General features: G+C 37.2%; 12 protein-coding genes. 2 read left to right on the plus strand and 10 right to left on the minus strand.

The features are described 5' to 3' along the window. Window positions 1-29: 29 nt before the first annotated feature. The 8 genes from ABN080_RS14130 to cbrC form a co-directional block, all read right to left on the minus strand. Complete coding sequence (locus tag ABN080_RS14130) at window positions 30-1,304, minus strand: bifunctional O-acetylhomoserine aminocarboxypropyltransferase/cysteine synthase (RefSeq protein ID WP_349441324.1); 1,275 nt, start codon at window positions 1,302-1,304, stop codon at window positions 30-32. A gap of 229 nt (window positions 1,305-1,533) precedes the next feature. Continuing rightward, complete coding sequence (gene yddG / locus ABN080_RS14135; RefSeq protein WP_349441325.1) at window positions 1,534-2,448, minus strand: aromatic amino acid DMT transporter YddG; 915 nt, start codon at window positions 2,446-2,448, stop codon at window positions 1,534-1,536. Window positions 2,449-2,607: 159 nt separating this feature from the next. Next, a complete protein-coding gene (gene potD, locus ABN080_RS14140; protein ID WP_349441326.1) occupies window positions 2,608-3,651 on the minus strand; it encodes a spermidine/putrescine ABC transporter substrate-binding protein PotD in 1,044 nt (347 codons plus the stop codon). 114 nt (window positions 3,652-3,765) lie between these two features. Further along, a complete protein-coding gene (potC, locus tag ABN080_RS14145) occupies window positions 3,766-4,545 on the minus strand; it encodes a spermidine/putrescine ABC transporter permease PotC (protein WP_349441327.1) in 780 nt (259 codons plus the stop codon). Further along, window positions 4,542-5,402 carry a spermidine/putrescine ABC transporter permease PotB gene (potB, locus tag ABN080_RS14150; RefSeq protein ID WP_023583058.1) on the minus strand — a complete coding sequence of 287 codons (861 nt, stop codon included), beginning with the start codon at window positions 5,400-5,402 and terminating at the stop codon, window positions 4,542-4,544. Before potB ends, potC begins: the two co-directional genes overlap by 4 nt. Next, window positions 5,386-6,501 (minus strand): spermidine/putrescine ABC transporter ATP-binding protein PotA, encoded by a 1,116-nt coding sequence (potA, locus tag ABN080_RS14155; protein WP_349441328.1) that lies wholly within the window; start codon window positions 6,499-6,501, stop codon window positions 5,386-5,388. The genes potB and potA overlap by 17 nt, the downstream gene beginning before the upstream one ends. A 520-nt stretch (window positions 6,502-7,021) precedes the next feature. Further along, on the minus strand, window positions 7,022-8,308 hold the full coding sequence (locus tag ABN080_RS14160; RefSeq protein WP_349441329.1) for a S8 family serine peptidase: 1,287 nt from the start codon (window positions 8,306-8,308) through the stop codon (window positions 7,022-7,024). A 160-nt stretch (window positions 8,309-8,468) separates the two neighbouring features. Next, window positions 8,469-9,059: a PF03691 family colicin E2 tolerance protein CbrC gene (cbrC, locus tag ABN080_RS14165; protein ID WP_349441330.1), complete on the minus strand. Its 591-nt coding sequence runs from the start codon at window positions 9,057-9,059 to the stop codon at window positions 8,469-8,471. Between the two features lie 170 nt (window positions 9,060-9,229). On the opposite strand from cbrC, the gene dusA reads away from it, so the two are divergent. After that, complete coding sequence (gene dusA / locus ABN080_RS14170) at window positions 9,230-10,264, plus strand: tRNA dihydrouridine(20/20a) synthase DusA (protein ID WP_349441331.1); 1,035 nt, start codon at window positions 9,230-9,232, stop codon at window positions 10,262-10,264. Window positions 10,265-10,305: 41 nt separating this feature from the next. Here the strand turns inward: dusA and ABN080_RS14175 are convergent, their stop codons facing one another. Further along, window positions 10,306-10,620: a hypothetical protein gene (locus ABN080_RS14175; protein ID WP_349441332.1), complete on the minus strand. Its 315-nt coding sequence runs from the start codon at window positions 10,618-10,620 to the stop codon at window positions 10,306-10,308. Between the two features lie 195 nt (window positions 10,621-10,815). Then, complete coding sequence (locus ABN080_RS14180; RefSeq protein ID WP_349441333.1) at window positions 10,816-11,799, minus strand: quinone oxidoreductase; 984 nt, start codon at window positions 11,797-11,799, stop codon at window positions 10,816-10,818. Between the two features lie 155 nt (window positions 11,800-11,954). Between ABN080_RS14180 and dnaB the strand changes: the two genes are divergently transcribed. After that, a complete protein-coding gene (gene dnaB, locus ABN080_RS14185; protein ID WP_036934568.1) occupies window positions 11,955-13,364 on the plus strand; it encodes a replicative DNA helicase in 1,410 nt (469 codons plus the stop codon). Window positions 13,365-13,396 lie beyond the last annotated feature (32 nt).

Raw genomic sequence — 13,396 nt, forward strand, 5'->3', positions numbered from 1 at the left:
TAAAGGAGGTTTTAAATTGATAACTGTAATTAAATGCTGGCTTTTAATGCTTGTTCTAAATCTGCAAGAATATCGTCGATATGTTCAATACCAATAGATAAACGGATCAAATCTCGTGAAACACCAGCGCGTTCTAATTCTTCATCATTTAATTGGCGATGTGTGGTTGATGCTGGATGACATGCTAATGATTTTGCATCACCAATATTCACCAGACGAACAATTAATTGCAATGCATCAATAAATCTAGCACCTGCTTCTGCACCACCTTTGATACCAAAAGAGAGAATACCTGCGGGTTTGCCTGACATATAACGTACCGCTAAATCATGCTCAGGGTGATTGCTTAAACCTGCATATTTCACCCATGCAACTTGAGGGTGATTTTGCAGATACTCTGCCACTTTTTGGGCATTTTCAGTATGTCTTTCCATACGCAATGCCAGTGTTTCTAATCCTTGTAGGATCAAGAATGCATTAAATGGCGACAGCGCCGCACCAGTTCCACGCAAAGGCGCAACACGACATCTTGCTATATAAGCAGCAGCACCAAAATGCTCGACATAATTGACCCCGTGATAAGAAACATCTGGCGTATTTAATATTTCAAAACGATCTTTATGCTCAGCCCAAGGGAATTTACCTGAATCAACAACAATGCCACCGATAGAATTACCATGACCGCCAATATATTTAGTTAACGAGTGAATAATAATATCCGCACCATGCTCAAAAGGACGACACAAATAAGGTGTTGCAACTGTATTATCAACAATTAAAGGTACACCATGGCGGTGAGCAACATCAGCCAATGCTTGAATATCGACAATATTTCCGCTTGGATTTGTGATGGTTTCACAAAATACCGCTTTTGTTTTATCGTCAATTAATGCTTCTAATGCAGCAATATCATCATGGGGGGCAAAGCGTGCTTCAATACCAATACGAGGAAATGTATGCGCCATTAAATTATAAGTACCACCATAAAGTTTAGCGACAGAAACAATATTGTCACCCACTTGGGCAATAGTTTGAATAGCGTAAGTAATAGCAGCCATACCCGATGCCACAGCCACAGACGCAATCCCGCCCTCTAAGGCGGCAACACGTTTTTCTAATACGTCATTGGTTGGATTCATTATGCGGGTATAAATATTACCAGGCACTTTTAAGTCGAAGAGATCAGCGCCATGCTGTGTATCATCAAATGCATAAGATGTGGTTTGGTAAATAGGTACAGCTACCGCTTTTGTGGTTGGATCAGGTGAATAACCGGCGTGAACAGAAAGTGTTTCAAGTTTCATTGCAATCCCTTTTTGTTGCATTTGTTCTTATCGTATTACTTATATTTTAAATAACTTAAATCAAAGTAAGCATTCTCAGTATATAAGTCATATAAATAAGCGCATATCGTCTATGTCGTATAGTGAAAAAATTTCAACTTAGATTAATGCGACCAAAGTACCATACCGCCAATAATGCAAAACGCCGCTTTTCACTGTCATATTTGAGTTAAAGATCTTGTTTTTCTCTCTATTTTATCGTTTTGAGTACTTTTATCTTTTTTTGACGAGTCGCTAACCAGCAAATTAAAGAGCCACCTGTCACCATCATTACACCCTGCCAAAATGAAAAAGAAAGTGCGGTAGACAATAATATTGAGGAAAATGCAGTAGAAATAACAGGAGTAAAGTAGGAAAGTGTGGCTAACAAGGTCACATTGCCTCTGATCATACCAATTGTCCATGCTGCATTAGCAAGCCCAATGGCTGCACCCGTGATTAACAAAAGCGTGATGCTTTTTGTATCAATAATCCATTCAACTGGTGTTGAAAATAGGTATTGCCCCCATAATGCAAGTGACGTTAATAAGAAAAAAGGCACAATTCCATTATTCCCACCAGAAATAAGACGAGTTAAATTGCTATAAAACGCCCATAGAATGGCACCTGAAAACGCCAATATATAGCTTAATGGATTGTTTTGAATATTTTGCCATAAGCCTTCAATAGTTAGAGGATTATCTCCACTCACAACCCAGACTAATCCACTAAATGAACATAATAACCCTACGATCAGTAAAATAGAGAATCGTTGTTTATTGACTATGACAGCAAGAGCTAAGGTAAAACTAGGCCATAAATAATTCACCATTCCTAGCTCTATGGCTTGTGTTCGATCTGTTGCAAATCCTAATGCCAAGGATAAACACACTTCATAAGTAACAAATAATAGCGCTCCCCAAAAAAGGTAGCGTTTAGGAAAAAGTGATAGTTTAGGTGCACCTAAGATCAAGAGAAGAAACACTGTTCCTGTGGTATAAATCAATGCTGCACCACCAACGGGGCCAAAATACTCACTGATATTACGAATTAAACCAACAATAGTGCTCCAAAGAAAAATAGCAACGATGCCATATAACGTCCCTTTTGATGAGCTGGATATCATTTTGTGCCTTCAATTAAGTTTATTAACTCATTAATAAAAAGTTTTAATTACCTTTACGCTTTCAGCAAATAAATTCAACTTATATCCTTAAATAAAAATGCAATTTTCACCATAAAAAAGCCACCTTAAAAGGTGGCTCAGAACTATATTCAAATGTGATTAGCGTCCAGCTTTTAATTTTTGGTAATAGCTTTCGTATAATACCGTTGCATCACCCACATCATTTTGCCATTCACCTTTATTAATGATCTCTTCTGTTGGATAAAGAGAATTATCTTTAGTGATCACATTTGGCAGTAATTTTTGTGCTGCTAAGTTTGGCGTCGGATAACCAATATTCTCCGCAACTTTGGCTGCTATTTCTGGGCGTAATAAGAAATCGATAAGTTTATGAGCACCGTCGACATTCTTCGCGTTAGCTGGAATAGCTAAGCTATCCATCCAGAAAATACCGCCTTCTTTTGGCCACACCATTTCAATCGGTGCACCAGCATCACGAGCAATAAATGCAGAGCCATTCCAAATCATTCCTAAATTAACTTCCCCTTGCATATAAGGGTTAGCCGGGTTATCTGAGTTGAAAGCCAACACATTTGGCATCAGCTTCTGTAGCTCTTTGTAGGCTTCTTCTATCTCTTTAGGATCCGTAGTGTTACCTGAATAACCTAGTTTTAATAATGCCATTTGGAAAACTTCACGCGCATCGTCAGTTAATAACAGGCTATCTTTATATTCAGGTTTCCATAAATCTGCCCATGAAGTAATACTACTCACATCAACTTCATCACTATTAATACCAATAGCGGTCGCACCCCAAATATAAGGGATAGAGTAATCATTTTCTGGGTCGAATGACTTATGTAATAAGCTAGGATCGAGATTATCAAAATGCGTTAATTTTGATTTGTCGATTTTTTGTAACATTCCTTCATGGCTCATTTTAGAAATAAAATAAGTGGAAGGAACGACCAAATCATAAGCACCTTCTTTATAGGTCTTTAACTTGGTATACATGCTTTCATTGGATTCATAGGTGGAATAAATCACCTTAATCCCAGTTTCTTTCGTAAACTGTTCAAGCAAACCAGGCGGCACATACTCCGTCCAGTTGTAGAAATATAATGTCTTACCATCATCAGCCGATGCTGTGCTGATACTTAATGCCATTACACTGGCAGCAAGTACAGAGGACCACTTTTTCATTTATGTTTCCTTCAGTGGTTGATGCGTTAATATCAAATAGGCAGCTAGCCTACCTCCAACAGATTGGTCATCAAGACCCCAAAAAGTGCGAGAAACTCGCACTAATACATGTCATTACGCTTTGCCAGTTCGGTCTCTTAAGATCAACTGACTAATTAACACTAATACTAAGGATAGACCTAAAAGGATGGTTGCAAGCGCATTCACTTCAGGTGAAACTCCAACTTTCACCATTGAATATATTTTTAATGGCAAAATCTCATAGCTTGGTCCCGTCACAAAAGAAGAAACCACCACGTCATCCATGGATAACGTAAAGCTTAATAACCAACCTGAAGCCACTGCTGGCATGGCTAATGGTATAATGATTTTACGTAAGATAGTAAATTCACCCGCACCTAAATCTTTGGCCGCCTCCAACATTTTCACATCAAATCCACTTAATCGTGAATACACCGTTACCACAACAAAAGGTAGGCAAAATGTAATGTGTGAAAATAAAAGCGACCAAAATCCCAATGAAACACCTAGGATCATAAACAGAACAAGTAATGAAATTGCCATTACAATATCAGGTGACATCATGACAACAAACAACATACCACCGACAAATTTTTTGCCACGAAAACGGTAGCGATAGAGTGCAACCGCTGCTAATGAGCCAATTAATGTTGCAAATGTCGCAGAAGTGACCGCCATAGTTAATGAATGCCCAGCAGCTTGAAGCAGGCTGTCATTATTAAATAAAATGGCGTACCAATCTGTAGTAAATCCTTTCCAATTAATCCCGAAACGCGATGAGTTAAAAGAGTTAACTATCAGAATGATAATCGGGATATAAAGATACGCGTAAATAATGGACATAAATCCACCACGCAATAACCGTCCTATCATTCTATTTCTACCTTCTTATGCAGTAGCTTCACGGCTCGGTAATATACAAACAGCATTAACCCCATCACCAATGTTAAGCAAATACTGGTTGCCGCACCGAAAGGCCAGTCACGAATATTTAAGAATTGGCTTTTTATTACGTTACCAATTAATAAATTCTTCGCCCCTCCCATTAAGTCAGCAACAAAGAATAAGCCCATGGCAGGTAACATTACGAGTAAACAACCCGCAATAATGCCTGGCATCGTTAATGGAATAATAATACGGATAAAGGTCTGAAATTTATTAGCCCCCAAATCACGTGCTGCTTCTAAACAAGGTTTATCTAACTTTTCAATGCTGGAATATAACGGCAGTACCATAAAAGGTAATAAAATATAAACCAATCCCAGTACAACTGCCTCTGGGGTATAAATAATCCTGAGTGGTTTATCAATAAGTCCTATCCACAACAGGAACTCGTTAAAATAACCTTTAGTGCTTAGGAATATCTTTAATCCATAAATACGAATAAGCGAGTTTGTCCAAAAAGGTACAATCAATAAAAACAACATTAATGGCTGTATTTTCTTAGGCATTTTTGCAAGGAAATAAGCAAAAGGATAACCTAATAATAAACAAGCTAATGTTGCTACCACCGCCATATTGATTGAATGCAGTAATACTTCTGCATACATAGGATCAAATAAACGATAGTAGTTATCGAGTGTAAAGACCATCTCGACAAGATTGGCATCATCACGCGTTAAAAAACTAGTCGCAATGATCATGATATTCGGCAAGAAGACGAACACCATCAACCAACCCACAACACCGGTAATTACGATGTTTTGAAATAGTTTACGTGTTTTCTTCATCTGCCAGCACGACCTCCCAGCTTTCAACCCAAGTCACTGCAATTTTTTGGTCTAACGAGTGATCAACATCTGGATCATCTTCATTAAAGAACTCACTGACCATCACCACCTTGCCATTTTCCATTTCAACAACAGAATCTAGCGTCATGCCTTTATAGTTACGTTCACGAACATAACCAATCAGACCAGGAAGGTTTTCAAGATCATGAATTTCTTCAACACGAAGATCTTCAGGCCGAAGCAATACTTTGAGTTGCTGATTTTGAGTTACAGGCAATGAAGTATAAATATCACATTCATGGCCTTCAACATCAGCACGAATACGCGTCTCATCAATACGATGTAAAACACGTGCATCAAAGATATTAATTTCACCTATAAATTGCGCAACAAACAAGTTTGTTGGCTCTTCATAAATTTCACGTGGTGTCCCATCTTGCTCAATACGCCCTTCACGCATCACCACAATTCGGTCTGACATAGTCAGCGCTTCTTCTTGGTCATGAGTCACGAAAATAAAGGTTATTCCTAATTTACGTTGCAAGGCTTTTAATTCATTTTGCATCTGCTTACGCAATTTGTAATCCAGTGCAGATAATGATTCATCAAGCAATAAGACTTTTGGTTTATTCACAACAGCACGCGCAATCGCAACACGTTGTTGTTGTCCACCAGAAAGATGTGCAGGACGGCGTTGGGCGAAATCTTCAAGTTGCACCATACGCAAGGCTTCTTCAACGCGAACATTAATCTCTTCTGCAGGCGTTTTTTGCATACGAAGACCAAATGCGACGTTTTCAAAAACAGTCATATGAGGAAAAAGTGCGTAACTTTGGAAAACCGTATTTACAAAACGTTGTTCCGCTGGGATATCCGTAATATCTTGCCCATCAAGAATTATTTTTCCATCGTCAACGTCTTCCAAACCTGCAATTAGACGCAAAACCGTCGTCTTACCACAGCCCGAAGGACCAAGAATGGTTAAAAACTCGCCATGGTTGATAGTAAGATCGAGGCGGGAAATAATTTGTTTTCCGTCGAAACCTTTACTTAAGGATTTTAATTCGACAACTGGTGTCAGAGATGTTTTCTCAGTCATTTAAGGTAATACTCTATCCCGAAGAATAATGCAGATAGAACCGCCACTGGAAAAGACTGTGTGAGCTGCCGGAGCATTATGCTCCACAGAAGCCCAAAACCAGCGACGCCGTATGTATAGTACAAGCGGAAAATGATAAACGCAGTGGCGTGAAATTGAAAGCAAAAAGGCGTATAAACAATGAAAAACTATTCATATTTAAGTTTTTCCTCATAAATCAGGCTTTTTTGTTTTCTTATAAAAAGATAATAAAATCAAAATGCTACTTATTCATATAAATATTAGAAATCGACTAAGTTTATGATTAAATAATTTTTCTATTATAAGTCAGCTAATCGGCCTATTTTTCTATAAAAACAGAAAAGGATATTGATTAGTTCAATACTTTTTTACGACAATTAAAACATGATAACGGCTCTAAAACCCACATAGTTCTCATAAAAGTTTTTATTAATCATAATGATATTTGTTAGAAAACACCTCCCAAACAGTAGAAAGTGTTTTGTTGATAACTATTTTTTCAATAATATTTTATTAATTTTTTTAAATATAAAATTGCATTATTCACATTGGGTAATGGACCAATCTTGTCATTTAATAGTGGGAAAGTACCTGTTCTAATTAATAAATCTCGCATTTGTATTGGTGTTAACACTCTATTTGTATTGCCTTTATACCAAGATTGGATCATGGCAGCAGCCCCCGCCACCAATGCACTCGCAGACGAAGTTCCACTAAAACTGGCGGTATAAGTATGATTATCATCACTTCGAAAGAGATCACCATAACCTGCTGTTGCGACAGCTTCACCCCATGCTTGTACATGAATGGGTGAACCATGCGTTGAAAAAGGTAAACGATTTAATGTATAAGGTGAACCAGCGCCGACACGTATCGAATTGTTGTCATGACGTTGGCGATAACTTTCATAAGCAGGCAAATCAAGATCAACACCACCATTACCAGCTGCCATAATCACAATAATACCTGCATCTGTTAGTGCGCGTGTCGCTTCCCAAATATGCATTTCATAGTCAGCGGGTACATAAGCTTGGTGCTCACAGATGGTTTGCATTTCATATAAAACGATATCGCCCGCATGTAATATGCGTTTACTGGCAATAATCGCATCAATACGTCCACAGGTTAATTCAGAGATGGCATAAAACATATCGAGTTTATACGCTAGCCCTGTGATCCCTTTACCATCCTTTTTTCCCATAATTAGTCCTGCAACCGCGGTACCGTGATCTGCCTGACTCGTTTTTTCATTAAAAGGGAGTAATGGTGTAATATTATCAGTTGATAAATCATGGTGAGATAGATTGAAATCCCATTCAATATCGGCAACTTGGATACCTTGACCATATGCTTCTTGTTTCCATGCACCTAAAATCCCCAGTCCTATAATCTTATTAATATTGGTTGTTCTTTCTGGATCATCTAAATATTGCTGATACTGAGTGAAATCAGGTGTAATATTAGGAGGTTCAATAGGTTGTATCGGTACAGATTGCACATATTCAATATCAGGATGCTGTGTTAATATTTTGATGATATTTTCTAATGAATATTGATTATTATCTGGTAAATTAAGGTAATAGTATTTATTTAAGTCGTTAAAGTTTATTGGAATAATACTAATATTGTTTTTAGGAGGTAATTGATGAATAGAAGAAATAACAGGAACCAAGGATATATCAGATAATAAAGAACAATATTTTTCATGGAAAGTAGGAAATAACAGATTTTTATTATCATAATCAGGATTTTTAAATTTTATAAGAATTTTTCTTTTAATGTTCATATTCAATGCTCCTCTTTTTATTTTTTTGCTTTATAGCGTAAAATATTGAGCAGTGACTATTTCCATTTTTAATAGAGATAATATAAATAGGTTGTTTTATAAAAAATAATATCAAGCCTATACTCTAAAAATAGACTTAATATTATTTGAATTATATTTATTAACTAAAATCAATATGTAGACGTAACTTTTCACAACAACAGCATTTGAATAAATAACCTTGGCATCCACCATCATCCCATAAACGCTCTGATAAATCAGAAAGTTCAAAACCAACGTCTTGAATATCTTGTTCTAAAGAAGCAAATTGTTCTAATTTATCTTTGATATCGTCCCATTCTACATAATCAATAAAGGCACAAGGTTCATCGCAATGTATTAGCCAATGTTCTTGTTGCCAGCCATGATAACCAGGCGTTCGTTTTGTTAATTCATTGAGTTTATTTTTATCTATAGGAGGTAAAGTAGAACCACAATACTCCCCTTCTTCGTCATAAAGAGCTTCTCCGCCTTCAATGCTTGCAATATCTTGAAATTCACCATCAAACTTTTCACTTGCAGAACCATCAGCAATACACCAAGGGCATAGTGCATCAATATCTTCTACTGAGTAGAAAGGGCTACCATAATAGATATCGGTTTCCTTTCCACAACAATCACATATAACGGTATCATCTGTGATAAAAGCACCTGTTTTTATCGGTTCAGGATGATATTTGAAATAAGGTAATGCTCTTTTTTCAGCTGGCATTATGTTTTCCTATTTTATGGTTTATTATCACTTATCTTCAGCTTAGTAAAATAATCCTAGCATCAGATCTAGCATGTGTAAGCTATCCTCTATGCTATAATGCGCGCTCATTTTATCTCCTTTAATAGTTTAGAGATAATCACCGCCTAAATAGACGAAAGAATTACAACATGTCAGAAAATATAGAACTCAATAAATCAACAGAAAATCATGATGTTAATAGCAATTCAAAAAAATATAATTTGAACCGCTTCTCTGTTGCACCGATGCTCGATTGGACTGATCGTCATTGCCGTTATTTCTTTCGTCAGCTCAGTAAAAACACTCTACTTTATACTGAAATGGTTACAACAGGTGCCATTATTCATGGTAAAGGTGACTATCTAAAATACAGTGAAGAAGAACATCCTGTTTCATTACAATTAGGCGGAAGCGATCCTCTAGCTTTAGCGCAATGTGCAAAATTGGCACAAGAGCGTGGCTATGATGAAATTAATTTAAATGTAGGTTGTCCTTCAGATCGCGTACAAAATGGGCGTTTCGGTGCCTGTTTAATGGGAGATGCACAGCTCGTCGCAGATTGTGTGAAAGCCATGCGTGATGTGGTTGATATTCCTGTCACAGTAAAAACGCGCATTGGGATCGATGACCAAGATAGCTACGAATTTTTATGTGATTTTATTGATACTGTTAGTCGCAATAATAATTGCGATACTTTTATTATTCATGCACGTAAAGCATGGTTATCAGGTTTAAGCCCAAAAGAGAACCGTGAAGTTCCACCTCTAGATTATCCTCGTGTTTATCAATTAAAGCGTGATTTCTCGCATCTCACCATGGCAATTAATGGCGGAATTAAATCGTTAGAAGAAGCTAAGGAACACTTAAAACATATGGATGGTGTTATGGTAGGTCGTGAAGCTTATCAAAACCCGTCCATTTTAGCGCATGTTGATCATGAACTTTTTGATAATCAATTGCCTATTGCTGATGCTGTCGCTGCCGTAAGAGCAATGTATCCTTATATTGAAAAAGAACTCTCACAAGGTACTTATTTAGGACATGTTACTCGTCATATGTTGGGGATTTTCCAAGGTATTCCGGGCGCTAGACAATGGCGTCGTCATTTAAGTGAAAATGCGCATAAGCAAGGTGCTGATTTATCTGTATTAGAAAATGCCCTTAAATTTGTGACTGATAAATAATCTAAAAAAATAAAACCAGCCTAAAGGCTGGTTTATTTTAATTAAAGTAATGAGAAGAAACGATTATAATTTGCAATTAAATAAGCAATTTGAAATTCAAAAGCCTCTTTAACTTCACTTTTACTTTCTTCTGAATCCTCTTTCTTTTTAATATCAAAAAAGGCGTTTTGCATTAATTGAACTGATACATCCATTGATTTTTGAAATGAAGATAAATTATTATTTTCGCCTAATCGTTTAAATAACGCTTCTATCTTTTCATCAGCTACATCACGAATAAACTGTAATTCAACATTACTGACTTTATTATCCTCATAGATAAAATCAATAAAATCATTTAACTCATTCTTTTGCATAAACACTCCATACTCTATTAATAAAATTAGTAAAAACGTAAATTAAAAGAGATAAAGTGAAAAATAAACATAAAATAAAAATAAGGTTTTTTTTTGATAATTAAAATAGGAATTTATTATATTTATTAATAAAAGATAAATATTTAAAACCTGTCTAATTTATTTTAAACAGGTTCTAAATATTACAAACAATAATTAAGGAATAAGTAAGCTTGATCCTTGAGATTGTCGGCTTTCAAGATAATGATGCGCTTCTTTGGCATCTGCTAAAGCAAATTTCTGATTATCTGGCACACTGACATCAATTTTACCACTACCAATTAATGCAAATAGTGCTTCACTTGCAGTATCTAGCTCTTCACGGGTTGTGATATAACCCGAAATAGATGGGCGCGTCACATATAAAGAACCTTTTTTATTGAGAATACCTAAATCAACACCCGTTACTGCACCTGATGCGTTACCGAAACTCACCATTAAACCTCGGTGCTGCAAACAGTCTAACGAGTCTAACCAAGTCGCTTTACCGACAGAATCATAAACAACTGGCACTTTTTGGTTATTAGTTAGCGCCAAAACACGTTCCACAATCGACTCAGTCTGGTAATTAATCACTTCCCATGCACCTGCAGCTTTTGCTTTAGCAACTTTTTCATCACTGCCTGCTGTACCTATCATTTTTGCACCAATGGCTTTAGCCCATTGGCTTGCAATTAAACCAACGCCACCCGCTGCTGCGTGGAATAAAAAGACTTCACCCGCTTGTAATTTATAGGTTTCATTGAAGAGATAATAAACCGTTAATCCTTTTAAAAAAGAGGCTGCAGCTTGTTCAAAAGAGATATTATCAGGCAGACGCGCCACTTTATTTTCTGGTACATTATGCGTATCGCTATAAGCCCCTAGCGGAGATTGCGCATACACAACTCTGTCCCCTTCTTTTAGTGAAGTTACTTTAGCGCCTGTTTTGATAATAATGCCCGCAGCTTCAGTGCCTAATCCACTTGGAAATTGGCTTACAGGATATAATCCGCTACGTACATAAGTATCAATATAGTTAATACCTATTGCCTTATTGGCAACTTGAACTTCATGATCACCAAGAGAAGCTGGTGTAAATGTTGCTAACTCAAGAACATCTGCATCACCATGAGTTGCAAATTGAATACGTTTAGCCATTACTATCTCCTTTGTAGGATAAGAGGTTAAATAAACGAGCGCAAAAAGACCTTTAGAGATAATGACAAAGGATAGCTATTTCTACAAGGCACAGATAATTGGGTTAGCGTATACTAATATGCTGACTGAGACTTTTTCGATTTTATGCAGGATTTATGGCCAGAAATAAGACCACTGACAAACTGATGTCTGATATTAAAGACCGACAAATGGAGGGATTAAAGCTACCTCCCCATTCGCTGGAAGCAGAACAGTCCGTGTTAGGCGGTCTGATGATAGATAATGAACGTTGGGATAATGTTTCTGAACGTGTTACCGCAGAGGATTTTTATAGCCGACCTCATCGTACTATTTTCTCGCAAATGCAACGCTTGCTGGAATTAGGTAAACCTATTGACCTAATTACACTCTCAGAAGCATTAGAACAAAATGCCGAGTTAGACAGTGTTGGCGGTTTTGCTTATTTAGCAGAACTTTCTAAAAATACGCCAAGTGCAGCGAACATCAACGCTTATGCCGATATTGTCCGAGAACGTGCGGTTGTTCGCGATATGATAAAAGTCGCCAATGAGATCGCGGATGCAGGTTTTGATCCTCAAGGGCGCACCAGTGAAGATCTACTCGATTTTGCCGAATCTAGAGTGTTTCAAATTGCTGAAACTCGTGCCAATAAAGATGAAGGTCCGAAAGCGATAGAAGCTATTTTAGAAGAAACCGTTGAAAAAATAGAACAGCTCTATCAAAAACCTCACGATGGCGTCACCGGGGTGTCTAGTGGTTATCAAGATCTTGATAAAAAAACCGCTGGATTACAAAAATCAGATTTAATTATTGTCGCAGCACGTCCTTCGATGGGTAAAACCACATTTGCCATGAACCTATGTGAAAATGCGGCAATGACAGAAGAAAAACCCGTACTTATCTTTAGTTTAGAGATGCCCGGCAACCAAATTATGATGCGTATGTTGGCATCATTATCTCGCGTTGATCAGACAAGAATTCGAACAGGCCAGCTTGATGATGAGGATTGGGCGCGTATTTCAAGCACCATGGGTATCTTGCTTGAAAAACGTAATATGTATATTGATGACTCATCGGGCTTAACACCAACAGAAGTACGCTCTCGTGCTCGTCGAATTTATCGTGAACATGGTGGTTTAAGCCTTATCATGATTGACTACCTACAGCTAATGAGAGTACCTTCATTATCTGAAAACAGAACATTAGAAATTGCTGAAATTTCACGTTCATTAAAAGCATTAGCTAAAGAACTACAAGTTCCAGTAGTTGCACTATCACAGTTAAACCGTAGTTTGGAACAACGTGCTGATAAGCGCCCTGTTAACTCAGACTTACGTGAATCAGGCTCTATCGAGCAGGATGCTGACCTTATCATGTTTATTTATCGTGATGAGGTTTATCACGAAAGTAGTGATTTAAAAGGTGTTGCAGAAATTATCATCGGTAAACAACGTAACGGTCCAATTGGTACAGTCAGACTTACCTTTAACGGTCAATGGTCGCGCTTTGATAACTACGCAGGCCCTGCTTACGACGATGAATAATCACTAACCTTGATTTAATTAGAGGAAGTATT

Source organism: Proteus sp. fly-1089 (genome assembly GCF_040138965.1).
In the GTDB taxonomy this organism is placed as follows: Bacteria; Pseudomonadota; Gammaproteobacteria; order Enterobacterales; family Enterobacteriaceae; genus Proteus; species Proteus vulgaris_B.